The sequence below is a fragment of the Myxococcales bacterium genome, assembly GCA_016699535.1.
Classification (GTDB): Bacteria; Myxococcota_A; Polyangia; order Polyangiales.
The window spans coordinates 3,242,091-3,267,709 of record CP064980.1 but is presented as its reverse complement, the minus strand read 5'-3'; the positions used below and the strand labels follow the sequence as shown (position 1 = coordinate 3,267,709).

At 51.9% G+C, this 25,619-nt stretch carries 18 protein-coding genes and 1 other RNA gene; 10 read left to right on the top strand and 9 right to left on the bottom strand.

What is annotated here, in order from left to right; genetic code table 11:
• Positions 1-151 precede the first annotated feature (151 nt).
• The 3 genes from IPJ88_15370 to IPJ88_15360 are packed head-to-tail and all read left to right on the top strand — an operon-like array spanning position 152 to position 9,952.
• Positions 152-3,796 (top strand): hypothetical protein, encoded by a 3,645-nt coding sequence (locus tag IPJ88_15370; protein QQR89556.1) that lies wholly within the window; start codon positions 152-154, stop codon positions 3,794-3,796.
• A gap of 5 nt (positions 3,797-3,801) precedes the next feature.
• Positions 3,802-9,717: a VCBS repeat-containing protein gene (locus IPJ88_15365; GenBank protein QQR89555.1), complete on the top strand. Its 5,916-nt coding sequence runs from the start codon at positions 3,802-3,804 to the stop codon at positions 9,715-9,717.
• A gap of 4 nt (positions 9,718-9,721) precedes the next feature.
• On the top strand, positions 9,722-9,952 hold the full coding sequence (locus IPJ88_15360; GenBank protein ID QQR89554.1) for a hypothetical protein: 231 nt from the start codon (positions 9,722-9,724) through the stop codon (positions 9,950-9,952).
• Between the two features lie 145 nt (positions 9,953-10,097).
• Here IPJ88_15360 and IPJ88_15355 read toward each other — a convergent pair whose 3' ends face one another.
• Both IPJ88_15355 and IPJ88_15350 read right to left on the bottom strand, forming a co-directional pair.
• Positions 10,098-11,060, bottom strand: coding sequence for a transposase (locus tag IPJ88_15355; protein ID QQR89553.1), 963 nt, complete (start codon positions 11,058-11,060; stop codon positions 10,098-10,100).
• Entirely contained in the window at positions 11,012-11,398 is a 387-nt protein-coding gene (locus IPJ88_15350; GenBank protein QQR89552.1) for a hypothetical protein, read from the bottom strand. Before IPJ88_15350 ends, IPJ88_15355 begins: the two co-directional genes overlap by 49 nt.
• Before the next feature lie 206 nt (positions 11,399-11,604).
• On the opposite strand from IPJ88_15350, the gene IPJ88_15345 reads away from it, so the two are divergent.
• Positions 11,605-12,126, top strand: a complete 522-nt coding sequence (locus tag IPJ88_15345) for a hypothetical protein (GenBank protein ID QQR89551.1) — start codon at positions 11,605-11,607, stop codon at positions 12,124-12,126.
• A 283-nt stretch (positions 12,127-12,409) separates the two neighbouring features.
• Here IPJ88_15345 and IPJ88_15340 read toward each other — a convergent pair whose 3' ends face one another.
• From IPJ88_15340 to ssrA, 4 genes are all read right to left on the bottom strand, one after another.
• Positions 12,410-12,880 carry a hypothetical protein gene (locus IPJ88_15340; GenBank protein ID QQR89550.1) on the bottom strand — a complete coding sequence of 157 codons (471 nt, stop codon included), beginning with the start codon at positions 12,878-12,880 and terminating at the stop codon, positions 12,410-12,412.
• 142 nt (positions 12,881-13,022) lie between these two features.
• Positions 13,023-14,960: an ATP-dependent helicase gene (locus IPJ88_15335; GenBank protein QQR89549.1), complete on the bottom strand. Its 1,938-nt coding sequence runs from the start codon at positions 14,958-14,960 to the stop codon at positions 13,023-13,025.
• A gap of 141 nt (positions 14,961-15,101) precedes the next feature.
• Positions 15,102-15,659: a hypothetical protein gene (locus IPJ88_15330; protein QQR89548.1), complete on the bottom strand. Its 558-nt coding sequence runs from the start codon at positions 15,657-15,659 to the stop codon at positions 15,102-15,104.
• Between the two features lie 253 nt (positions 15,660-15,912).
• Positions 15,913-16,272: a transfer-messenger RNA gene (ssrA, locus tag IPJ88_15325) on the bottom strand.
• 97 nt (positions 16,273-16,369) lie between these two features.
• On the opposite strand from ssrA, the gene IPJ88_15320 reads away from it, so the two are divergent.
• The 4 genes from IPJ88_15320 to IPJ88_15305 all read left to right on the top strand — a co-directional run bounded on the left by IPJ88_15320 (position 16,370) and on the right by IPJ88_15305 (position 20,282).
• Entirely contained in the window at positions 16,370-17,488 is a 1,119-nt protein-coding gene (locus IPJ88_15320; protein ID QQR89547.1) for a hypothetical protein, read from the top strand.
• A 233-nt stretch (positions 17,489-17,721) separates the two neighbouring features.
• Positions 17,722-18,741 (top strand): hypothetical protein, encoded by a 1,020-nt coding sequence (locus IPJ88_15315; protein QQR89546.1) that lies wholly within the window; start codon positions 17,722-17,724, stop codon positions 18,739-18,741.
• Positions 18,742-19,752: a serine/threonine protein kinase gene (locus tag IPJ88_15310; GenBank protein QQR89545.1), complete on the top strand. Its 1,011-nt coding sequence runs from the start codon at positions 18,742-18,744 to the stop codon at positions 19,750-19,752.
• A complete protein-coding gene (locus IPJ88_15305) occupies positions 19,683-20,282 on the top strand; it encodes a hypothetical protein (GenBank protein QQR92091.1) in 600 nt (199 codons plus the stop codon). The genes IPJ88_15310 and IPJ88_15305 overlap by 70 nt, the downstream gene beginning before the upstream one ends.
• Positions 20,283-20,287: 5 nt before the next feature.
• Here the strand turns inward: IPJ88_15305 and IPJ88_15300 are convergent, their stop codons facing one another.
• Together IPJ88_15300 and IPJ88_15295 are read right to left on the bottom strand one after the other, a co-directional pair.
• On the bottom strand, positions 20,288-20,818 hold the full coding sequence (locus IPJ88_15300) for an FKBP-type peptidyl-prolyl cis-trans isomerase (protein QQR92056.1): 531 nt from the start codon (positions 20,816-20,818) through the stop codon (positions 20,288-20,290).
• Entirely contained in the window at positions 20,818-21,348 is a 531-nt protein-coding gene (locus tag IPJ88_15295; GenBank protein ID QQR89544.1) for a peroxiredoxin, read from the bottom strand. Before IPJ88_15295 ends, IPJ88_15300 begins: the two co-directional genes overlap by 1 nt.
• Before the next feature lie 322 nt (positions 21,349-21,670).
• Between IPJ88_15295 and infA the strand changes: the two genes are divergently transcribed.
• Positions 21,671-21,937 carry a translation initiation factor IF-1 gene (infA, locus tag IPJ88_15290; protein QQR89543.1) on the top strand — a complete coding sequence of 89 codons (267 nt, stop codon included), beginning with the start codon at positions 21,671-21,673 and terminating at the stop codon, positions 21,935-21,937.
• On the opposite strand, the gene IPJ88_15285 is transcribed toward infA, so the two are convergent.
• Entirely contained in the window at positions 21,922-23,166 is a 1,245-nt protein-coding gene (locus IPJ88_15285; GenBank protein ID QQR92055.1) for an MFS transporter, read from the bottom strand. The genes infA and IPJ88_15285 overlap by 16 nt on opposite strands.
• 188 nt (positions 23,167-23,354) lie before the next feature.
• Here IPJ88_15285 and IPJ88_15280 point away from each other — a divergent pair, with 188 nt between their 5' ends.
• Entirely contained in the window at positions 23,355-25,574 is a 2,220-nt protein-coding gene (locus tag IPJ88_15280; protein QQR89542.1) for an amino acid permease, read from the top strand.
• The last annotated feature ends 45 nt before the right edge of the window (positions 25,575-25,619 follow it).

Here is a 25,619-nt window from a genome sequence, read left to right as displayed (position 1 = left end):
ATTTCGCTTACTAAGGTGTTGAAATTACGTTGCTTGCAAATTTTTACGGTGAAACTAGGTAAATTTCTGGCAACAATGGTGCTCAAAGCCCGATAACGGAGCATAGGCTTTATGCGTTTCGACGCGGGCGCGGATGAAAACGGAGTTGTGGATGGATCGTCAAAAGCTGGTTTTAGGGTCGGTATTCTTTTTCGCTTGGTTAATTGGGTGTGGCAGTGACGGACCTGACCCGGTTGATTTTGGGCTGACCGATGCGCCAGCCTGTGAGCTTTCGGCTGATTGTCCAAACGGCTCTTATTGCGAACTCGGCATTTGCTACCAAGCTTGCAGCTCTAAAAAAAGTTGCTCCGGTGGCGATTCGTGCTCAGAGCGCGGGCGTTGCTCAGGCTCTGGTGATTCCAATGATGTGCCGATTGAAACAGAACGTGCTGTAACCTTGTCGGTTGAGCAAGAGCTGCTCGATTTTGGAAACGATCGTGACACCGTCACACTCACGCTGAAATCAGATAACCCAGATGTTTCTTTGCGCTATCGGATTTCGAACGATGTGCCTTGGATCAAAATCGCCGATGAAGATCGGCTTGCGGATTTTAAAGGCGAAAAAGAGATCACCCTTGAGGTGGACCGCGAAGCGGCGGGCAGCGGAACAGCGCAGGGTTTTGTGTCCGTTTACTCCTATGGTGGTGATGCTCTGGTGCCAGCTGTGGTGCAGAATAATTTGGAAGGCATGTATCGCGGCGTAGTCGCCTACGAGGATCCAGGGCTAGGTCAAATGCCGATTCGTTTTGCTGTTAAACAAAAGGATGATGGCAACTACGACCTGTACATCGATCCAAACTACTCGTTTGGCTACATGGAAAAAGAGGATGGCGGCTGGCCGGGAGCTTCGGTAACGATTGATGGTAATGGAAATCTTGGAGCGAGCTTTGGGCAGGTGATCGATCCTAACGAACTCGATGCAGATTTTCTTCGTAGTCTGTACTTCCGAACAATCGCACGGTCAGTGAACTTCTCTTTATCGAGCACCCAGGCGGGTATACTCCAGGGAGAGTTGATCGAGAGTTGGCACGGTATTTTGCGATCAGGTTTTGATCTGTCTGCAACTATTTTTGTAGTGAGGGAAACGGATACAGATTTGCCGGAACTCGGGGAAGCATCGTCGGATTCGTTTGATGCGATTGACTATGATTACGAGTTTTCAAATGGTAACACGACTACGTCTTGTTACGAGTGGGCTGAAAGTCTCACTGGTCTAAGCAGCTGTACTGCGAGCAATCAGACCTTGCTGTTGTGTGCCGAGAGTGTAGTCAACGATGCCGAGAGCCCCGAAAAAGCCTTCAATGCGGATTCAACTGCGATAGAGCTTACCTTTTCGAACCTGGGAAAACAATGTCAAGATGAATCACATGTGCCGGAGAACCCGGGGACGTGTTGGTCTTTCGGAAAAACGCATTGCGCAGGACAGCTGAGCATAGAGTTTTGGGGAACGGAGTCTGAAACTGATGGTGCGCGGATGTTGGTGGAGGCCATCGACGGAGCTGTTCAGGCTGCGACTGTCGCGGTTCAGGAAAGAATTGTGGAAAGCTATCGCGCCGAGTTTGAAAGCACCGGTGACAGTGTACGAACAACGTTGATGGATATGCTTGATGAAGCTCGCGTTTATATGGGTTACCCAGTTAATTTTTTCTGGAGTTCAAATGCTTTTTTGCCGGTGATGATGAAACTAAGGCCTGAAGATGCCAGTGCTACGGACTACAAGCATATCCGCAACATGGCTACTCTGCTGAGCCGTCGTTGGGATGCTCAAAAATATTATCTCGAACTGGCATTGCAAACGCGTTGGAAGCAAGTGGATCCTCTTGCGTATGTTGCGGAGCTCCGCAGCAGTATGAACAAGGATCATTTGCAACGGTTTCCATTAGCGGCGGTGTTATCGCACATGGCCAAAAAACAAGAAGCCAGTGAGCTGCCACATCTTTTCGAGCTAGACGAATCGTTTTCTGATGCTGGGCGACTATATGTGCAGCTTTTGGAGCAGCCCGATAGCGTGTTCGGAAAAGACCCGAGCTACGTTCCTTTCATTTACGATGTACGGCAGGCTCAAGACAAAGGGCCCACCAATCTTGCGCAACTCATAAGTAGGGCAGAGGAACGCGTGCTGGAGGCTGATGCCAAGGAAAGAGAAGCGCGTGACTACGTAATGGAAGTGGCTACGAAGGAGTTTACACTCGAGGACAGGTTGATCGAGGCTCAAAGTAGTTTTCAAAGTCAGCTGCTTGAAGTGTGCGGTGGCTCTGCCAGCTCTCCCGATGTTGAAAAATGCGGCAGTTCGGGTGGAGCATTGCGCCAAGCGGCCATTGGTGTAGAGCAGAGTCAGACGGGCATTCGTTTGGCCGAACAGCGCACGCGCGCGCAGCGACAACGCATCCGCGCGCAAGTCTCAAGGCTCAGTCAAGTTCACGGAATTCGTCAGGAAAACTTGCAGTTTGTGAATTCACAAAACGAGGAGATCGTTAACATTACCGAAGATCAGAATACTTCCAGCTTTTGGGGCGATTTACTAGGGATAGCGGGTGATGCGATCACACTTGGCTACGGTATTGTGACAGCGAATCCTGGAATCATCGCTGCATCTGGTCCGAGGGTTGCGCAACCTTTCTTGAACAAGAAAGTGAGCAGTCTTGAAGCGCAAAAAGAGCAAGCGCAGCTTGCCAAAGAAATGGCCCTGCTCGAGGGAGATTATAAAGTTGAGTACATCAATGGCATGACCCAAATGAAAGAGCTTGCGATCGGCATCACCGAACTGCGCATTGAGCAGACGCAAGCCGCACTCGATTACTCAGCGCAACTTGTGCACGCTCAAGATCTCTCCAATCAAGCGCAGTTTACGGCGCAGCAGTATGACAGAATCCGGGCTCATCTTAACGGCGAGCGTTTCGGCGGGCTCAACGATCCCACCTTGCGCATGCTGCGCGATGAAAAAGTGGTGCTTGCCATGGCTGCTCGGGAGCGCGCGCGCGAAGCAGTATTTGATGCCGCCAAAGCCTTTGAGTATGAGGTTAATACCTCCTTGCCTGGCATCTATACCGAGTTGATTTCTGCCTTTAATGCTAGCGAAATATTGGATTTTTTTGGATGTCTAAAACGCCAAGCTGAGGATGTAGGATTGGTCTATGGCGCGCCGCAGGCCAAAACACTTGAGCTAAGCCTCAAAGAAGATATCTTGAAGATTCGCGGCAGCATTAAAGATCCGCAAACCGGCCGAGAGATTTCAGCGCGCGAACAGTTTCAGCGCTTACTCTTCAAGCCAAACCAAATCGAGGATGATGGAACCGTCAATCTTCCTTTTGCCACAAGCCTTTCGCTCAACAACGGTGCCTTTAGCACTGGGCTGTGTAACGACTTTGTGACAGGTGTGCGGGTGAAACTCATCGGCGATGGCCTTGGTGACGACCAAGCTATCGTAAGGTTAGTGCAAAAAGGCGTAAGCTTTGTGCGAAGCTGCGAATCACCAGACAGTGTGGTCGAAGACATTGTATACAGCTATGAGCTTGCGCCGCGCGAAGCAGAAATCGATGCGGGCGTAAACACCTATCGAGATGACATTGACACCCAATTCTTTGGACGCTCGGTGGCGGCCTCGGATTGGGTGATTAGTTTTCCACCAGCAGAACAGGCCCCACAAAACGATGACCTGGATCTGTCACGGCTTGAGGACATCATCTTCGAGCTCAAACGTGAAGCGATTACATTGTCGGACTACACAGGCTCATTTGCACCCAGTTGTGAGCTCTAAGGCACATGAGGTCTAAATGCTTGCATGTGTTAGTGTTGGGGTTTAGCGTATGGGCGCTTTGCTTGAGCGCAAGTGCGCAAGACCGCTCGGGTGTGCGTCCGGCGGTAATGAGTCTTCCCTCTGGCCCTGGCTCCATCGAAGGCTTGGGGGAAGCCTTTGAGCCACAGCTTCAAGCAGGCTCAAGTACGTATGAGATCGATGTGGATGTGCCGCCCGGTGTGGCTGATTTTGAGCCGACGGTGAAGCTTCAGTATAGCTCAGGCACCGGCTACGACGTACTTGGCCTTGGCTGGTCTTTGGCTACCCCGACGGTCAAGCGTAGCACCGACCGGCGCCTGCCGACTTACACGACCGAGGACCGCTGGGTGCTTAGCGGCATGGGCGGCAAAGGCTCAGAAGAGCTCGTGCAGATGCCTGATGGCAGCTATCGTTTTGAAATCGAAGGCGCCTTTGCGCGCGGCCGGCGCTCGGGCGATGGTTTTGTGTTCACCAACTCCTCTGGTGTCATCTTCGAGTTTGATGGCTCTGCGAGCAGCGTGGTGCAGGATGGTACAAAAGACTTTTCGTACGCTTTGACGGCGCAAGAAGACACTTTTGGGCATCGCATCGAGTACAGCTACGATAAACCCGCAGGCGAGCGTCCTTATCTCACTTCAATTCGTTACAATCTTCACGTCGAAGGCAGCATCAACGAAGTGCGCTTCTCTTACGAAGAGCGCCCCGATGCGCTCACGAGCTATCTATCCACTTTTGCTGTGCGCACCACAAAGCGCCTGACACGCATCGAGGTGCTGCACGCAGGTGAGATGGTGCGCCAGTATGACCTCGGCTACGAGCTTGGCACCGGCCTTTCCCGCTTGGTCAAAGTTGAGCTCACTGGCAAAGATGGTGAAACCACGCTGCCAGCGCTTAGCTTGAGTTACGCCGAGTTTGACCCGGCCATCGCGCCAAAACAAATGCTTAACGGCCCCACACGCGAGCTTGGCGCAAGCGTTGAGATTGCCGATGTCAACGGCGATGCTTTGCCGGATGTCGTGCAAATGGATGCATCGCTTGATGGCGGGCAATACCGCTTGCGGCCGAATCTTGATGGCACTGGGTTCGGCGAATGGCAAAACATCGATTCAGCATCCACGTGGCTCGATAATCCCGACACACAACTCGCCGATGTCAACGGCGATGGCGCCCCGGATGTGCTCGCGCGCCTCTCAAGCAGCAGCGATGGTTTGCGTTATTATCCCGGCGGGAGCACCGGTTTCGGCGCCGCGGTGGTGCTCAGTCCCAACCTTAGTCCCGCGCCAAGCGATCCGAATGTGAAGTTTGTTGATCTCAACCACGACCGGCGCGTGGACTGGCTGCATATCGAAGCGAGCTCTGGTGATGTGCGCGTGGCGATCAACCAAGGGGATGGCACGTTTTCTGCCGTGCAAAATCTCGGGCAGCTTGAATCAGGCCAAGTGCTTACCTTTGATGGCGATGGATTGCGTCTTGCTGACATGAACGGCGATGGCCTGCAAGACATTGCGCAGCTGCGCTCGGGTTCTTTGCGCTATTTCCCTGCACAAGGCTCAGGACGTTTTGCTGCTGCCGTGCCGATCTCAGGGGCGCCCGCTCTTTCAGAAGGCGAGCTCTCTCGCTCACATCTGAGTGATATCGACGGTAACGGCCTTGCAGACCTTGTCGTTGTGAATGCTGCGCATGTTCTGCTTTATCTAAACCTTGCTTCTGCTTCGCTCAGCGATGTGGTGCGCATCGAAAACACACCGGGCTCGAGTGAATCGATTCAAGTCAGGTTGTTTGACATCAACGCCAACGGAAGCACCGATGTGGTCTGGCTTGATCGCAGCGCGCCCGTCGATGAAGCATGGACTTACGTCGATGTGCTCGAGCAGGGAAAGCCTGGCCTGTTGGTACGCATTGACAATGGTTTGGGGCAAATCACGCGCATGAGCTATGCGGGCATCGGCGTCATGCGCGCGTGGGCGAATGAACACACCCTCGATTGGAGCAAACGCTCGCCCATTGGTCAAATGCTGCTCTCCGAGATGTGGGTCGATGACAGCCTTGGCTCCGTTCAACACTCGCGTTTTTACTATGCCGATGGCTACTTTGACCCCTACGAGCGGGAGTTTCGTGGCTTTGCTTATGCGCAGCGCATCGACGTGGGCGATGGGCCCCAGCCCACGCTTCATACCATCAGCACTTTTGATGTCGGCGAGACTGAAATAGCCTTCAAAGGCTTGCCGCTGAGTGTGATCAGGCAAAACGCAGACGGCGGAACCTTTGATCACGTGCAAAACACCTATGGGTTGCAGTTGTTCGACTCTGCCGATGCGCAGCGTCCCTTGCGTTTTGCATATCTCGAGCAAAGCGACACCACGGTGATTGAGCTTGGTGATACACCAGTCACCACGCGGAAAACCTTCGAGTACGACGACTATGGCAACGTCACCAAACAAGCAGAGTGGGGCATCACCCTGGGAGATGACCTGCTTGCGGGCGGTGACGAGCGCATCACGACCCGCACTTTTGCTCAAAACACCGAACGCTGGATTCTAAGCGCGCCCTCAAGCGAGCGAGTGAGCGACGGATCAGGCCAGCGCATCACCGAAACCCGCCACTACTACGATGGCTCCGCCTTCGAAGGACTGCCGTTGGGGCAAATCGAGCGGGGAGCTGTGAGCCGAAAAACCAGCTGGCGCTCGGGCGATGAGTTTGTCGATGTGGAAGTCAACGAGCATGATGAGCACGGAAATATCATTGCGCAAATCGATGGCCGCGGTGGCCGCAGCGACTTTGCCTACGATGAAAGCGGCACCTTTGTTACCGAGGAGCGGCTTGATGTCGATGGCTCATACACGCTGAACTTTGCCGCTAGCTACGATGCAGCGTTTGGCACCATGCTTTCATTCATAGACCCGAATGATCAGAGCACACGTTTTGAGCACGATGCGCTCGGGCGCCTCATCAGCATCATCGAGCCGCACGATAGCGAGGAGCACCCCACCAAAAGCTATGAGTACACGCTTGGCGCACCGACTTCTGTCATTCGCGAACGACTTGCCAAAGACAGCGATTCAGACGAGGTCGAAACGTCGATTACCCATATCGATGGCCTCGGCCGCAAGCGCGGCATCTTCGAAGAAGCCGGAGATGGTTCATGGGCCGGCAGTGAAATCAAACGCTTTGGTCCGCGCGGTCTGGCTTCCTTCGCGCAGCGCCCACTCTTTGCCAGCAATGCCGATTACCGCGAAGCAGATCTTACCCAGAGCGGTGTTGAACTAAGCTACGATGCGCTTGGCCGCCCCATCCGTGAAGCAGAGCCCGATGGCGCAACGCGATCCTTTAGCTACGCACCGTTGCGCACCGATAGCTTCGATGAAAACGGGCGCCGCCGGAGTGATATCACCGATGGCCTCGGTCGCCTCATTCAGCACTTGCAAGAAAGCGATGAAGACGATGCTGTGACAACTTACAGCTACAACGCAGCCGATAAACTCATCACGCTCAGCGATGCGCGAGGCAGCGTGCGGCGCTACACATACAACGGCCTTTTGCAGCGCACGAAACTCGAAGACCCCAATGCTGGAAGCTGGGAGTTTTCTTATGATGTGCCTGGTGCGCTCTTGAGCAGGCTTGATCCAGAAGGCAACCAAGTGCGTTATGTCTACGATGCGCGCGGAAGAGCGCTCGAGGAGTGGCACCGCGCAAAAGATGGCGAGGAGCGCCTTTCGGTGCGTTATCATTACGATGAGCGCTCGGAGCGTTTTTCGTGGATGCGCCACACCCAAGGTCAGCTCTCGTGGCTTGAAGATGAAGTGGGTGAAGTGCACTTTGGCTACGATGCGCGTGGACGGGCTACGGATGAAGTGCGCCGCTGGAGCGATGGCTCTGAGCATGCAAACTGGTCGGAATACGACTCACAAGACCGCCTCAAACGCCGCGGCTACCCCAATAAGACTTACTTTGAGACAAATTATGATGCACGCGGCCTCACCCAGAGCATCACTGGCCTCATCAACAACGTGAGCTGGAGCGCATGGGGCAGCTTGCAAGAAGCTCAATACGGCAATGGCGTGCAGAGCATGCGCGAGTACGACTCGCGGCAGCGTTTGACACATATGCTTTCGCAATCCGGTGGCTCCACGCTGCTTGATTTGCGGTTTGAGCTTGACCCAAGCTCACGCGTGATTGAAGAAATCGATGCCCGCGAGCTTAGCGATGCGCTCAATCTCAGCGCGACATATGGATACGATGCGCGTTATCGCTTGGCATCAGAGCAAAACCGGCTCGGAAGCACCACCTTTAGTTACGATGTGATGTCCAATCTGCTTTCGGTGACTTCGGATCGCGCTGATCTTGCCGCGCAAGTTGACTATGAATACACGGATTCAAACGGCCCTGATCGCGTCACCAAGTTTGCCGATGAGACTTTGAAGTACGATGCCGCAGGCCGCTTGCTTGAAGATGGCGCGCGTGCGTTAGAATGGGACGCCAAAGGCCGTATCGCCAAAGTCGTGCGCGCAGATGAAAACGGCGCGCAGATCACCGAGACCTACCAGTATGGCTACGATGATCGCCGAGTCATCAAACGCACAAGCAGTGCTGATGGTGAAACAGAAGTGCGTTATCCCTCGCCCGATGTTGAAGTGCGCGAAGGAAAGATCATTCGCTATGTCGAGCTCGATGACAAGCGCGCGATACGCCTTGATGCTGTGCCACAAGCAGGTTTAGCGCAACCGTCGGCTGCAGCACCATCAACACCCCTAGGGCCCTCGGTGCCAAGCGCGCCATGGCTTTGGGTGCTTGCATTGCTTGGCTTGCTTGCTTCGGTCGTCTTCAGTGTGCTCAAACGGCGAAGCTTTGCGCTCGGAGCGCTAGCGCTTGTGGGTGTGCTGCTGAGCTGTGGCGGCGATGACTTTAACCCGCACGATGGCGTGCTCATCACCGAATGGCCCGCACCGGCCGAGCTCTACCTCAACGATTTGCACGGCAGCCCCGTGGTGCGCGCTGATGCTGAAGGAGAAGTGCTCGCGCGCTACGCTTACAACGCGTATGGCAGTGTGCGGGGCCTGGAAGAGAGTAGCGCTGACCCATTTCGCTTTGCCGGCAACGAGTATGACAAAGGCGCAGCGCTAGCCGACTTCAAAGCACGCCCCTACCGGCCCGAGCTGAGTAGCTTTATCACACCCGACCCAGTCGCCGTTCTTACTCCCGAGAGCGTCATGACGCAGCCCGAACGGCTCAGCCCCTACAGCTATGCGCTCGGCGAGCCCATCGGCATGACTGATCCCGACGGCTTGCAGCCTGGCCCTACACCAGGTGGAAATCAACCGCGCAACAAATTCATCGACTTTGCAGAAGACCTCGCCCATGAAACCGCCGAAGGCATTCGCATGACCGTTGGCACGGGCCCAGCAGGCCCCGTCGCCGGACCCTCGCGCATGCTATCGGGCATCGGCAAAGTAACAGGCCGCTACGCCCCCAAAGCCACCACGTTCATCACCAACCAAGCCAGCCGCCTCACCAAATGGGCCAGCAAACACGCTTCCTCTGTCAAAAGCGCCATCAGTAAACGCTTCTTGGGCAGTAGCGGTACTCAGGCAGCTGAGAGTGCCAATAAGGTGATCCTGCGCACTGGAAGACAGCTCCAAGCAAAATTTAAGCATGCGTCCGATTTTGGAGTAAGCGGCAACTATAGCAAAGCTAACGCTGCAAAATTCAGCCGTGCGATTCATCAGCATGTAAACAGCCCAGGAGTCAAAGAAATTTCGGGAACGTATCACAATCAGCCGGTCAAGCACTTTCTTGATCCCTCCAGTCGGCTAAACGTGATGACGGACTCCGCTGGAAATTTTGTGAGTGGTTGGAAATTAAGCCCTGCTCAGCAACAAAACATATTGAAACACGGGGGACTCTAATACCATGACCGATAAGAAAGTTAAGTTGCTACTGTCACAAGATGAGGCGCTTGTTTTTTTTGAGTGGCTATCACGTTTCAACAAATCAAATAGTGCGACTTTTGAAGACCAGGCCGAGCAAAGAGTGCTATGGGATATAGAGTCTTCGCTAGAATCTTCGCTCTCTGAGCCATTCGATGAGAGTTACAACGATTTGCTCTCTAAAGCACGAAATATTGTTCGAGATTCGGAATAGCAAGAAGGGCGGTCCTTTAAAACGTGACAAGGCATTTTAGGAAAAGAAGGAAAGAAACGTGTTTTGTGTAGCGTTGAAGTGATGTTTTGAGTTGATGGGTGGCTCGAGTGGTAACTTCCGGGAGTTGCTTCCATAAGAATCGGGGTCAGGTCGTGTTTTTGCTACTAGCCAACGATTTTGAGTCTAGTGCCCTACGTGGATGAGCGAGATGTTCTTCCACGATGTGTTGCAGGTGTCTGATCGAATCCCGATGCGATTCAGAATGGCGAAAACGCCACACAGCGGCACGAATGCCAGCAGCACTGACCCCAAAATACGCGCCTAGTGCCTGCGCCGATAATCCACTGAATCTTGCACAAAGCACCATCGCTGCAAATCGAGCCGGGTGCTTCTTTGCTTTGCGGCAACTCAGAATGTACGGTGCCTTAATATTTTCTGCATGGGCAATGCACTTGACAATCTCATGATGTGAAGGGCGAGATAATCTACGGCCATCGGGAACGTTTGGAGTTGCCTTCGTCGGCACTTGATTGACCACGGCCCTGCATTCTTTCAAAAAAGTTGCATCTCCCCAAACCGGGCCACAATTCGAAGGATGATAAACCAGCATCGTCGTCTCGGCATCGGTGTCTCTGAGACAGAGCGAGGCTTCACAAAGAATGCCGAATTGAAGCGCTTTTTCACTGGCGCTTGACCATGGATAGTTGCTGGCTTCTGTTACTAGACCCGCCTCCACTGGGTTACGATGGATGTAGTCAACGACACTATTGGCATATTCAGTTGATTGCACCACCTTGGAGCGAAATCGTCCACGAAAAAGTGGGCCATCTCGGCGGTGCTTCCGGTTGAACCTTTGCGTGTACACCCCGATGAGATGGCGCATGCCTCGACTGAGTTGGCCAAGAGAGTCTTGCAGAAAAACATGAAAGTGGTTGTCCATCAACACAAATGCATGAATGATAAATCCCCACCGCGAGCAGCAATCTGCTACCAAATCGAGAAAAACAACCCTGTCTTCATCGCAGAGAAAAATGTTTTGAAAGGCAGCACCCCGCGACATCACGTGGTGCCAGTAGCCGGGAGCGTCGATGCGGAGTGGGCGCGACATGTAGCGTTATCGTCCCAACGGTGTAGAAGTTGCGCCAATAAGACAACAAGTAGCAAAAACACGACCTGACCCCTGTTCAGTTGGGTTGTTGCTGCTTTGACATCAGCCACAGCGCTGCTTATTTCATCCGATTTCCTTTGAATTTTTAGAACTTCAGAAAACAGGTCATTGGTTTGGCAAGCCGCATAGGACGCTGCAACGCCTAGCAAAAGAGTGCCTGCCGCAGTTCCGAGAGCTGCTAGCCCCGAAGCACAATCGCGTAAAATCCAGCAGGAAAACTTCCCCTTCTTCTGACCATCTTTTTTAGACTTACCTTCCGCTGCACCAGAATCGTTCATTGTGTAAACGAAGATAAGTTACAAAGTTATGTCAGGAAACTTCTTGGTCGGGGTGCGGGGCACACCGAAACCCACACTGAATTGAAACGCATGAAACTGTATAGCGATGGAGTTCACCATCGTACCGATTTTATGTTGTTTGCTGGGATGCTCGGATTTGTTGCCGTAGACTGGATGTTCCTTTTGCAATGGTTCGGGGGCTGAAGATGATGGGACGTTCGGTTAAGAAGTTGATTGCGGTGGCGTTGCCGCTTGATGCGGTTAATGAAGCGGCAATGACACAGGATACGCTTAACCTGATTGGAAAGACGAAGAGCATGGAGACACCCTATGATTCGCAAGCACATTCCAATGTACTTGCTATTGCAATCGGGCTAATACTGACTTGCTGCGCGACAACCGCTAACTACGAAAAGACACTCAACTCCTGGAAGGGCTCACATGTCGATTCGCTGGTTAGTGCTTGGGGGTATCCTTATGCGATCAACCAGGCGCCTAACGGTAATAAGCTCCTTGTGTACCACCGTAGCAACACCGTGGAGATGCCTCAGTACGGGCCAAATGAGACCGCGACGTATAAATACAACAGCTATAACAACACTGTCCAAGAAGAACGATATAGTCACCCAAAACAAACGGTCACATACTATTGTACGACATATTTCGAAGTGGACCTTAACAACTCCATTGTTCGCTGGTCATATAGCGGCAATAACTGCGTGCAGTAGAATCGTTGTTGCGCACTGGGGCTAATCTAGCAATCTACATGTGTGATCAAGCTCTGTTTCTTGGGGACATGCTTTGACCCAAATAGTCAAACGGCCACAGGCAATTACAAACCCGACCGCGAAACTGTCGACAAAGATAATGGTTTCGCGGTCAAGTTTGTAAACTATTGATATTATTTTACGTGCTTTTCTAAAGCATGTCCCCAGAACTATCTGCCCGTGTCATCAAATCTTGTTGGGTAAAGTTCACTAAGACATGCAACTTGCGGCGATTTGCTGATCCTCAGCGGCTTTTGCATAGTGCGGTTGCAAACAATTGCGCGATTGTAAGACGTGAACGCTGAGTGTGAAATTTGCTAACCGTCAGGCGTCCGTAGAAATTTCCTTTGCGGTCGACAATCACTGGAGGTGAATCAGCCATAGTATTGCATATAGATTTATTGTCGATACTACTACGAAATGGTGAGAGAACGCTCCATAGGTTTTGTTCGCTCATAGCACCTATGAAGCCGGGACCATGTTTACCATTTTCATTTATTATGGAGATTGGTGACGAGGGTTCGCAGTTTAAGCATCCTAAAAAAAGTTTTTTACCGGCAGATCCGTAGCTTGCTTTTTCGTAAGAGAATACCAGTAGTTCTATTTCCTGTGAGGACTGTGCTTGAACAGGAATGGTAATGGCGCTGAAGCAAACCAGCACCGTTCCTAGGATTACCAACGCAACACTTTTTTCAGCTGGATGTTTGTATTTCATAGAGGAGCCTTTCCGAAACAGAATCCGTATTTCAGGGCAAATCGTCCCGTGTGTAGGTGATCAAGTGTTGAGGAACGGCAGTGTGCTCCGCCCCTAGGGCACACCACGAGATCTGTTTTTTTCGGGGGGGGGGCGAAATCTGTCAGATATGGAAGTCTTTTCCTCTCCAGGTCTCACCCGTTATTGCCTCGGGGCACTGTGGCCCGAGCTCGTTTAGAAATTTGCTGGCGATTGCATTTGCTGTTCGGCCAAACCCTCGCACTTTCATACCCAACTTGTGGGCGAGGCTCTTTTCCACTTTTGTGCATGAAGACAAAACCAATGTCTTCGATGTGCGCGTGATTGCCACATAAAAAAGTCTCCTTTGTTCTTGTTCTGTTAGAGTTGCCTCGTACTGACTTTCTTTTCTGTCGATATAAGGAACGAGCCCTTCAACGCAGTTCATCACAATCACAATTTTTGCTGTCAAGCCCTTACTCTTGTGGAGACTCATAATATGCACGAAATTTCCAGTAGGCACCTCCGGGGACGTAACGTGCGTTCGCAAGCGTTCATGGATTTGCTTCGGGGCGAGGCCATCCTCATCGAACGTCTCATAGACGTCTCGTACCCCATTTGCCCACTCAGAGTCAGCCGGGAACAATTCATTAACAAGGGATTCGCCGCTTAGAGATCTGAGTTGCCCTAGTCGCGGTTTGAGGTCTTTATACCTGGAAATCAGCTTTGGAATTTTTGGTACGGTTTCACCAACTAATATTTGCTCCAGAGCCTCCTTTGGTGTTTTGTTCTGTTCCTCGCAGTAATTTCGAAGTTTTCTATACTCTCCTTTGAGATAACTATTGGACTTGCAACCAAGTAAGAAACGAAGGCTTACGAGGTCATCCGGTTTCGCCAGCAAGGTGAGTAGCGCAAAGGCTTCCTGAGCCTCAGCTGTTTCCAAGATTTCCTCGTTGTAGAAGCAGTGAGAAGGCACGTTCGCTTCTTTCAAGCGATCACGGACTAAGTATCCTATGTGTTTCCTGGGGCATAGTAGCAAAACATCGCTCAACGACTCTCCGGATTGGACGATAGAATGAATATAGTCTGCGATTCCCGCGATTTCGTCGGTGAGCCTTTTCCACTGAACGACCACTATATTACCCGGCGCATTTTGCGCCAAAGGTCTGAGAGTCGGTTGAAGCGTTCCCGGCTTATTATGACGAATGAGTGAATCAGCAATAGCTACTACGGTTTTAGGGCACCGCCGGCATTCGCTCAATGTTACATCATGGGTGTTGGGCCTTGCGTTATTGAACTCAATGATACCCTCGGGATTTGCATGCCTGAACTTATAGATTGATTGATCGCCATCACCCACTATCGAAAGAGTGGCAGTTTTGGCCAATAGATCGATAAGCGCTTGTTCCGCTTTGTTTAAGTCTTGGTACTCATCGACAACGATATGGTCGTATGAAAATAGGGTATCCGCTTGAGGATTATTTCGCAGGTATGAGAGGGTCAGCGGGACTAGCTCACCGATAAGCATGGTTTTATGAAATTTCAGCCACTCTAGGAGTTTGCTATGGAATTTTTGATCAGTGGGATCTGATGGCCACCCTGGTTGTTCTGATTGAAGACGAGCCCAAGCTGCCTCGAATGCTAAAATGCGGTTAGTCCTTTTTCTATTGGCTTCAAACTCCGAGTCATCTAAATCAGCGAGAAGAGGTGTTGCTTCAAATTTCAAAACCTTAGATTTTTCAAAAGTCAGAATAGGACGAGCTTCTCTACCAATGTGTCCAAACACGTCGTTGTCATTTAGTATACGGAAGCAAAAGCTGTGAAGTGTTCCGGCATCAATTTTCTCACACCCGGAAACTCCTAGACTGCGAAGATCCTTAACTAAGTCACCAGCTGCCGTTCGTGTAAATGTAACCGCCAATATTCTAGAGGGATCGACACCGTCTTTTTGTAGTAGACGCATGATACGTCGCTTCATCGCGTAAGACTTCCCGGTCCCAGGCCCGGCCAATACACGCAAAGGTGATCTATCGGTGCTGGCTATCGAGAGAGCGGTCCCTGTGAGGTTTTCATCCCATTGCATGGAACAATACTATCGAAAATCCCTAATGGAGCAAAAGTTATGGCGAAGCATTCGCCCTAATAAATCCGGGATATTTTTACAGAAGCCTGGATGACTGTCTGAATCGGGACATCAATTTCGATACGAGAGCGTGGAAGGGCCTCAGTTCGAGCGTGGTGGAACCTTGTTAGATTTCTGGGCCACGGAAAGCTCACCGGTAACTGGGTCCCTCTGTATCTGAACGCTTAGGACGTCATCGGTTGCGACGCGTTCGATTGTTTCAATTAGCGCGTCGACCGAGAGATAGTAGAGCGAAAAGTGTCGCGATTGGTCGGAGCTGAAATAGAAACCGCTCAAGCATGGATCGCATTTCGGGACGAAGATGAAGCTATGAATCGCCTGATTGCAGAACGCCCGCAGACCCAATCGAGCGGACTTGGGAGCGTCCAAATAATACAGCATGTCAAGCTTGTGCCAGTTGAGAAGGTCGGCGTTCCGAGCAGTGGGCTTGAACGAAACGATCGGCAAGGACATGGCCTCGATTTCGTCCGACAGCTTTTGTCCTTCGCTGAGTTTTCGAATGGAGAACGCCGCTATGAAGAAGTTCTGTTCAACTTTCGCTAGCGACGCTTCGCCCCATCGTCGTTGCAATTGCCGCTTGCGAAAGTCTTTTGCTAGTCTCTCCAGCGACTTCTTCCAAGGGTGAGATTTCCAAATCATTGCCTCAGTGTCCTTTTGAGTGAAGTCAGGGACCTTATCGACGCGTCGCGTTACATCTCGAACCATCAAATCGCGACAGATTTGAAATCGTTGAGCGATCGAAGAAAATTCCGACCACAAACATAGTGAAGCCGGTGGGAGTCGGACATATGTGAACTTTTGCATGGCGGAGTGGACGCAAGTCCACGGAGCTGCACAAGTTCAGGTCTGACGACGAACAGCAATAAACTGGTTTTGAGCTTTGCTCAAAACATAGTGGAGGCGCTGGGAGTCGAACCCAGGTCCGCGAATCCTCTACGATAGCTTCTACATGCGTAGTTTGTGTTTTGGTGTCACTTTGGGGCTCGCCCACAAACAGGCTTTCACCAAAGTTATCAGCTCTGTTATTTCGCTTAGCTCCCGAGCTGCCCGGAGTTAGCTAGCCAGTTCAACGACGCCTCCCCGAGAGCACTGACAGGCTCTTCGGTTCAACGGCTCCTTTGGCTTTTTAGGCCGCGAGAGCGAATTCTGCGTTATCTGCAGTCGTTTGTTTCTCTGAGGTTTTTACGTCGTCCCAAAGACCGACGGCACGCCACTAGCGCTTCGACATCCCCGTCGAAACCATTTCGCCCCCATAATTTCAAAGAACTATGAATCTGTTTGCAGCGTGGCGGAACCATTTTGCAACAGAGCCATCCATCTAATATAAGGCCATTCGAAGGATAATCAAGATGCAGTATGCCGAAGCCATGCAGCGTTTTTTGCAGAGCGTTGCGCCACCAGGGGAAGCGGAGTTCTATCTCAAGCTCTTTCATGAACAGAAAAGCGACTGTTTTGCTGTTATTTCGGTGCAGCGCGGCGTGGCTGAAGATGCGCTTGAGGCTGTTGCTTTGGACCTTAAAGTGCTTTCGCTGCTCGGTCTTTTTCCCCTTGTGGTGGTGGGGCTTGATAGTAAACAGGCAAGTTCGGCCCGCAGGGCCCAGAAGCTTGAGAGTTTGCTTTTGCAAAGTGAGGTTGCGGCCGAGTTTTGCAAAACAGATTTAGAAGCAGCCAAACGCGCGCTAAAGAACGAAAGTATTCCTTTGCTGGTGATTGACGAGAGCGAGGACCCCAAAGAACGCATTGCTGTGTTTATCAAAGAACTTCGCGCTAAGAAGCTTGTCTTTTTGCATCGTCGCGGCGCGATTGTACAGGGGCAGGAGCGTGTGCCCGCGCTACGGCTCGATCAGCTGGACTCCTTTGTCCAAGCGCTGCCTACGTTGGGAAGCGAGCAGCGCTCGATGCTTGAGCTCTCTAAAGCCTGGATCGAGCAGAGCGAAGGCAGACGTTTTTTGGTGGCTATCACTTCTCCGTTGGAGCTGTTACGCGAACTTTTTTCGATCAAAGGGGCGGGTACTTTGCTGCGTTGGGGAAGCAGCATTACGCGACATACAAATTTTTCCGCGCTGGATTCAGCTGCGCTAAACCAAATCATTGAAGCCAGTTTTGCCAGGCGTCTGGATGACGCATTTTGGGAAAAGCAAAAAGGAGTGCTCTACCTTGAGGAAAACTTTCGCGGTCTTGCTTTGATGCGCTGCACGCCACTTGGTGATTATCTCGATAAGTTTGCAGTCACCAAAGATGCACGCGGTGAAGGCGTTGGTGGTGACTTGTGGCAAGCTGTTGTGGCGCAACACAAAGGCTTCTTTTGGCGGGCGCGGCCCGACAATCCCATCTTGCCCTGGTATCAGAAACACTGCGATGGGATGCAACGCAGCAACAACTGGTGGGTGTTTTGGCGTGGGCTCCCCGCAGTACACACAGCAGAGTTAGTTGCTTTTGCCGACTTCAAGCCAAGCGATTTTCGCTAAACGCACGAGCGGCGATGTCATTTGAGGGAGCTTGGCGCTCGTTTTTGGATCGCTTCTGAAAATGGTGTTTTATCCAGATCTTAGGCAAATCATGCAGGAACGCGCACACTCTTGGGCATTTCAAGGTAGCGAAAAGCGCTACATACACGCACACAGATCGGCATTTGCTGTACTCCACCACAGTTTTTGTTGCATAATTGGCTTTGGACACGAGCGAAGGAGCAAACTCTCTGATGAGGATATGGGGCTTTAAAAAAAGCATCACCGTAAGATTGTTGAGTGCATTGGCAGTAGTGTGCATGTTCCTTAGCAGCGTACAGGTTTTTGCTCAGAATGATCCGCAGAGTGCCGAGAAGCGCGCCGCGGCTGCTGCAGCGTATGACCGTGGATCGAAGGCTTACGTAGCGGGAGATTTTGCGCGAGCTGGACGTTTCTATGAAACTGCCTACCGACTGCTTCCATCCGTCAACGCATTGCTTCAGACCATCAAGGCCTACTTGCGCGCTGAAGATGACAAGCGTGCTGGCACGGCCGCTCTTGCCTTACAAGAAGAGTATGGAGTGCATCGCATGACCAGCGATGCTAAGGAAGCCCTCGAGCGAGCCGCTGCGAAGTATTTCCGCGTGGACCTTGTGTGTGAAGATTGTGAAATACGCATTGATGACGAGCGCGAATACTTCCCGTCCATCTTCCTTTCGGCGGGTGATGAGCATACCATTGTAGCAAGCTTTGAAGATGGCGACCGAGAGCAGAGTGTTTCCGGCGAAGCTGGCGAGCAGAAGGTGGTCGCCCTGGTAGGTCCGTCCGGCGAAGAGCAAAGCAATGACAATTCAGAAGAGCTAGCCGATAGCGAGGAGTCCAGCGAGACCCCAGCAGATAACCCCGAGGATAGCAGTTCGAGCGATGGTTTATCGCCGGTCTTCTTTTGGGTTGGCGCTGGTCTTACGGCTGTCGCTTTAGGCGTCACCGTCTGGTCGGGGCTGGATACATCATCGGCTGCCGATGAATACAAGAAAGATCCCACACCAGAACGTTATTCAGCGGGACAAGATTTAGAGCTTCGCACCAATGTGCTCATTGGTGTGACGGCTGGCTTGGCTGTGGCAACGACAGTCATGGGTGTGTTTCTAACAGATTGGAACAGCAGCAACTCAGACGATGAAGATGAAGTAGCTTCGTCTGGTTTTCGTTTACAGGCTTCGGCTTATGCGATGCCAGGTGGCGCGGGTGCTGCATTATGGGGTCGGTTTTGAATGGGAGAAGGTGCTTTAAACGCCAATTCCAACGATAGAAAGAAGCTGATTGGCCAGCGTTTGGGCCGCTACGACATTTTACATCTTCTGGCTGCCGGCGGTATGGGTTCCGTCTATGTAGCACGACACGGCGGCATGGCTGGCTTTGAGCGTCTTGTCGCTATTAAAACGCTTCATTCACACCTCGCTGACGAAGAACAATTCGTGAACATGTTTTTGGATGAAGCCAGGCTTGCTGCACGGATTCGTCATCCCAATGTTGTGGCGACTTTGGACATCTCTGAGTCTCCGATGGATGGCTATTTCCTTGTCATGGAATATGTCGAGGGCGAGAATCTCGCATCCATTTTAAAAACAAGCGTGACAAGCAAAGCGCGTGTTCCGGTCACGATTGTACTTCGCATTATTATTGATGCCTTGCATGGCCTCGCTGCCGCACATGACTTGATCGATCGTGATGGCAGGAAGCTAAACCTCGTGCACCGCGACATCTCTCCGCAAAACGTGCTGGTCGGCTCCGATGGCATTTCGCGCTTAACTGATCTTGGTATTGCTAAAGCCGAAGTTAATATTTCAACCACTCGGCACGGACAGCTCAAAGGCAAGCTTTCGTACATGGCGCCAGAGCAAGCCACGCATGGTAAAGTCGAGCAGCGTTCCGATTTGTTTTCGATGGGCGTTGTGTTGTGGGAGTCGCTCACTCAAAAACGTTTGTTTCGTGGGCGCACCAATGCGGAGACCTTGCACAAAGTTCTTGTCTTGGAGCCGCCGCCGCCTTCGAGCGTCAAGCCTGAGCTTTCGAACTTCGATGCGCTTTTGAAGAAAGCGTTGGCCAAGCCAATGGACGAGCGTTTTCAAACAGCTCAGGAAATGATTGAGGCGATTGAAAAAATCGCTCCGGAGGTAGGGGGGTTGCGCCCTCAAGAGCAGTTGCTTTGTTTTTGCAACGACTGGCAAGCGAGAAGCTTGCAAAAGAGAATGAAGCCATCAATACTTCGCTTAGGAGTTTAGCCAAAGACTCTACATTGTCGGTCCCCATCGAGGTCGATGTTTCCGAGGATGATGAACGAACGCCGGTCACCGATTACCCGATAGCTGAACTTAAAGAACTCAGTCGTGATACCGGTTCTTTTAGTAAACCTCGCGTTCCAACTAAGAAAATGGCGATTGGCGGTGTTGTGTTGGCTATTGTAGTCGCGCTATTTGCCGCACTTATCTCGGGTGGAGACGATGAAGAGAAGAACGACAAACCGGCTGTAGCGTCGGGAAAATCCGAAACAAAGCTTTCTGAAGATGTGACGAAAGAAACAAAGCCTTCCTCAAATGTGGTGCCTGCTCCGCCGATCGAAAAAAGCGAGCTTGCCACAAAGGTTAAGAGCACGGAAGCCGTCAACACCGCAAAGAAAGGGGAAGTCGTTGAGCAAGCGCTCCAAGAGGATCAGCTTCAACCTCGGGTGCGTAAGCGCATCACCACACCGCGTCGCCCTGCAGGCAAGCCCGCTGCTTCAGGCGAAGAAGTTCTTAGCAATCCTTACCGCTAAATTGTTTAGTCCAGAATCTCGAGCAGTTCGACATCAAAGACCAAAGTGCCTTGTGGGCCGTTTTGACCTTCATACGCCAGGTGCGCAGGAATCCAGAAGCGTCGCTTCTCGCCTTCGCTCATCAGCTGAAGGCCTTCGGTCCAGCCCGGAATTACACGGTTGAGTGGAAAGGTTGCTGGCTCGCCGCGTTTGACTGAGCTATCAAACAATCGTCCGTCGGTGGTCCATCCGGTATAGTGCACTCGGACATTCGACGTTGCCGTGGGATGATCGTGCCCATGTCCAGGCGTGAGTACTTGCCAGGCAAGACCTGTTGGGCTGCGCTCGGCACTTGGTGGTGCAGCGGCGACATTCGTTGGCGCATTTAATCCGTTTTCAGTGCCAACGACTTGCACTTCGTCGGACGGAGCCTGGCTGGGCTCTTCTCCCTCGCTTGGGGCAGCTTCGTGACTGACCTGGTTTTGTGCTGGCTGCTTCGGAGCTCCGCATGCCAGCAACACACAGCTAAGAATGCACAATGTTGAGTAGCGTACCATTACAATGTTGCCTGTCCGGGTTTCCATTCAACGGGACATAGCTCGCCGGTCTGAAGAGCGCTCAGTACGCGCAGCACTTCATCGACGCTGCGTCCGATAGAAAGGTCATTGACGCTTACAAAGCGAATGGTGTTTTCAGGGTCCACGATAAAGGTGGCGCGCAAGGCAACGCCCGCGTCTTTGTGCAGTATGCCAAGAGCTTCGCATAACTCACGCTTGGTATCGGCAAGCATTGGGAAAGGGAGCTCTTTGAGGTCTGGATGATCTTTGCGCCATGCAAGGTGCACATAGTGCGTGTCGGTGCTCGCACCAAGAAGAACGGCGTTCTTTTCCGCGAAGCTAGCATTGGCTTTTCCAAAGGCAGCGATTTCCGTGGGACACACAAAAGTAAAGTCCATCGGCCAGAAGAAAACAACCTTCCACTTGCCCGGAAAACTGTCGTGAGAGATTTGCTTAAACTCTTTGCCGGCTTCGGTGCCTACGCAAGCTTGCAATTTGAACTCTGGAAAACTGTCGCCAATACTTAACATCAATACCTCCAACAAACGCTCTTAAGGAGTCGTGGGCCCGAACTATGCGAATTTTTTTCATTCTTTTCAATGCCGAAACGTGTGGCAACAAGGATCGAAGTATCGATGCGTTGGCCTTTTGAGGTCTCTTTGGTTTTTTTCGTGCTGGCAAACGGGGCTTAGGCATGAAAATTCAATATTTACATAAGGTTAGTGCTCTAATGCCTGTCTCTGAGACTTTCGGTATTCTGCAAAAACTGCAGAAATAAAACCGAAAATTTGTGAAATAGCTGGCTATCGTTAGAAGAAGGCCTTATACGACCAGCGCAAAGAAGGACGTGTTGTGGCGAAACGTAGAAGAAATAGACAGGATTTTGCTCAGGAAGAGGATGCCGGGCGAGACGATCACGTCAAACTTGAAGGGGTCATTACCAACGTGTTTGCGGGTGGTCAGTTTGAAGTAACTACCGATGCAGGCGCTATCGTGCGTGCGCAGCTTTGCGGCAGGATGCGTAAGTTTCGTATTCGCGTTATTTTGGGTGACCGTGTTACGGTTGCACTTTCGCCTTATGACCTAAGTCACGGAATGATCGTTTATCGTTCCAAGTGACGTGGCGCAGGCGGGTTGCTTAAGAGCGCAAGAATAAAATGTCCAAGAGGCAGAGCAGCGCAAAGCAGCAGAGCGGGCGTGTAGTGTCCGGATAGTTGTCGAGCAAGAGCAAACATGCTTGGACCAAGTGCGCTGCCAATGACGATGCACATCATCTGAAGGCCACTGATGGCGCCAAGGTGCTTGCGTCCAAAAAACCTTGGGAGTGCGACGGTCGTAAGGATGGTGAACATGCCGCCGCCGGCACCGAAACCAAGCACGCAAAAAGCCCGTCCCGCAAAGGATGCAAAGTGTGTGACGCCGAGTGCTCCGATACACTGAAATGCGGCAAGCGCCATCAGCAGATAACGGATGCGAACGCGATCGGAAAGATAGCCCGTGGTAAGATTCATGAGCGTGCTTACGGCAGCCATGGGTAAGAAAATCGCGACGGCCTGATGTGCATCGAGGCCCGCGTCGGCACCGATGTCGACAATGTGAAATGTAAAGCCGGTGATGACCAATCCTTGCAAAGCCACAGCGTAGGTGAGCGCCCAAAAGACGATAGTGCGCAAAGCTTGAGCGCGCGTGTACTCTGGCTGTTCAACTTCACGCACGAGCTTTTGTGATGTGTTTTCCGTTAGGCTTGTCTTTTGGCCGTCCATTTGCAGACCCAGCTCTTCGGGGCTGTCGCGAAGCAGCAACCAGGCAAGCGTGCCCATCCCAAAAGCTACGACCATGGCCATTTCCACCCAGGTGCTTCGCCAACCGTGTGCAGTGACCCACTTGTTTAAAAACAAGGGTGCCGAAGCAAATCCAAAGGAGACCACTACGCCAGTGATGCCGGCCACGAGTCCACGTCTTTTATCAAACCATTTGCCGATTGTGGTGCGGCAAGTCATCGTGAGCATGCCTTGGCCGCTAAAACGCAAACAAAGAAAAGCAACAACCAACAATCCGGTGGCGAAGGCTTGATTGGCAAAAAAAGCATGCACACTGCCCAAAAATGCGGCAATCCGATCAATGCGCGATAAAACGACCAAGGTTAAACCAAGTACAAAAGTCGATAGGGTTGCGGTAAGGCGCGCTCCATAACGGTCCAGTGCGCTGCCTCCCCAGGGCAGCAGAATTCCGCTAAGAATGGTGCCAAGAAGATAGGCGTTGCTAAGTTGAAGCCGTGATAGTTTGGTGGCTCGTAACAAAGGATCGGTAAAGACGCTAACTCCCATGGTTTGACCGGGAATGCTCATCAGGATTCCGACCGTTGCTACGGCAGCGATAACCCATCCGTAAAAGAAAGGAAAACGATTCAATACTGTCCTGGAACTCGTTTTCATGTTGCGCTTGTATGATGTTGTTCTAGGTAGTGCAAAGGGGTTGCCCGAAATTTAGGCGAACTTGCCGCTAATAGGTGATGGCCCGTACAATGCCCCGGAGTATGAGTGAGACGCGACATCGAGGACTGTGGGGAGCTACCGCTATAGGCGTGGGGGCCATCGTGGGTGGTGGTATCATGGTCTTGGCGGGTGCTGCTTTTTCAAGCACCGGTCCAGGCGCTGTGCTTGCGATTGCGTTCAATGGTGTCGTTGCTTTTTTAACGGCGATGAGTTTTGCTGAGATGTCGAGCGCTTTTCCTGAAACGGGAGGAGCCTATGTCTTTGCTAAAAAAGTGCTTTCCGTGCGTGCGGCTTTTGCCGTCGGCTGGGTGCTGTGGTTTGCGTACATCGTAGCTGGAGCGCTTTATGCGCTTGGTTTTGCAACCTATGGATCGACGTTGCTTCAAGCGCTGGCTACCGAAGTGTTTGGTGCAGGCGATTTTTCTTTTCTAACGGCGCGCGGCACAGTGTTGTTGCTGAGCGTGGGTGCAACAGCCGCATATGCACTCGCGGCGCTTCGAAGCCGCAAAGGAGGCGGCCACTGGGCGACCGTTGGTAAAGTGCTTGTCTTTTTGGTGCTGATTGGCGCTGGGGCATTCGCTTTTGCAAAGCAGCCCTTATTGGAAACCACAGAAGCGCTCAGTCCGTTGTTCCCAGGCGGTGTTGCAGGCTTGCTAAGCGCGATGGGTTTTACATTTATTGCTCTGCAGGGGTTTGATTTAATTGCCGCAGTTGGAGGCGAAGTCAAACATCCGGAACGCAATATTCCGCGGGCCATGTTCTTATCGCTTGGCGCAGCGTTGCTTATTTATATTCCGCTTTTGTTTCTAATGGCGACGGTCGGTGTGCAAAGCGGTGAGCATATTCATGAGCTGGCCGAACATCATCCGGACACCGTTTTTGCTGTTGCGGCAAAACACTACATGGGGGAAACAGGTTTTTGGTTGGTTCTTGTTGCGGCGGTGCTCTCGACCCTGTCCGCTTTACAGGCCTGTATTTTAGCCGCGTCGCGTGTCTCCCTTTCGATGGCCGACGATCGAACGCTGCCGTGGGTGGTGGGCATACGGCATAAACGCTATGGCACGCCACTTATGGCCACCTATCTTAGCGTTCTTACTCTGCTTGCCATTGTGTTAATGATGCATGACTTGGCAGCTGCCGGTGCCGCATCAAGTCTCATTTTCTTATTGGCCTTTGCGCTTGCACACTACACTTCGATCTTGGCGCGCAAGCGCGTAACGCCCGTAAGGAAATGCTATCGAACCCCTTTGTTTCCACTGGTGCCCGTCGTGGGTGGGGTAAGTTGCTTTTGTCTTGCCTGCTATCAGGCCATTGCCGTACCGCAAGCTGGTGCCATCGTGCTTATCTGGCTTGGTTTGGGCGTTGCACTCTATTTTGCGTTGTTTGCCGGACGCGCAGAGGTTATGGATGCACGTGCAGAAGCGCAGGATCCGGAGCTTGTCAGGTTGCGAGGACGTTCTCCGTTGGTGCTTGTGCCCATCGCAAATCCAGATTCGGCTGCTCCTTTAGTGGGTGTGGCTTCTGCCCTTGCGCCAACTCAAGTTGGTCGGGTGCTTTTGCTCTCGGTGCTTAGTACGCCGCTTCGACAGGGCGAGTCTGTGCCGCCACAGGATTTACGCCGAACGGCTGCGCTTTTGGACAAGGCCCTCGAGCGTGCGCTTAGCGCTGGCTATCGTCCAGAGGGCTTGATTACTATAGCGGATAAGCCTTGGCCTGAGATTATTCGCGTAGCGAATGTGCACAACTGCCAAATCGTTTTAATGGGATTAACCTACTTTGATCGGGAACAGAGTTCAAAGCAGTTTGAAGAACTCGTTTCTGCGCTGGATTGTCATGTAACCTTGCTGCGTGCCCCGGAGGGCTGGGATCTCGATAAAGTTAAGACCATTTTGGTTCCTGTTGGTGGTCTAGGAGCGCATGATGAACTAAGAGCGCGGCTTCTCGGTGCAATTTTACGTATGGGTAAGCGGACAATTAATTTCTTAAGAGTCGTGCCTGAAAAGACGACCCCTGCGCGTTTGCGAGTCATTGAGCGAGAACTTAAGCGTTTTGCAGATGAAGAAGCCGCAGGGGCCAACGTTGCTGAGGTGCTTCGTAGCGACGATGCTGCAAGACTTATTCGCGAGCGCGCAATGCAACATGATCTGGTTATCTTGGGTGTACAGAAACCTGACGCGAATCATAAAATCTTTAGTCAGTTGGTATTGGAAGTAGCCAGTCAAACTCATGCTGCAACTTTGCTCATCAGCCGCGGCAGCTAAAACGCGGTATGTAGATGATGCGATTGAGCGAGTTGGCAAAAATTT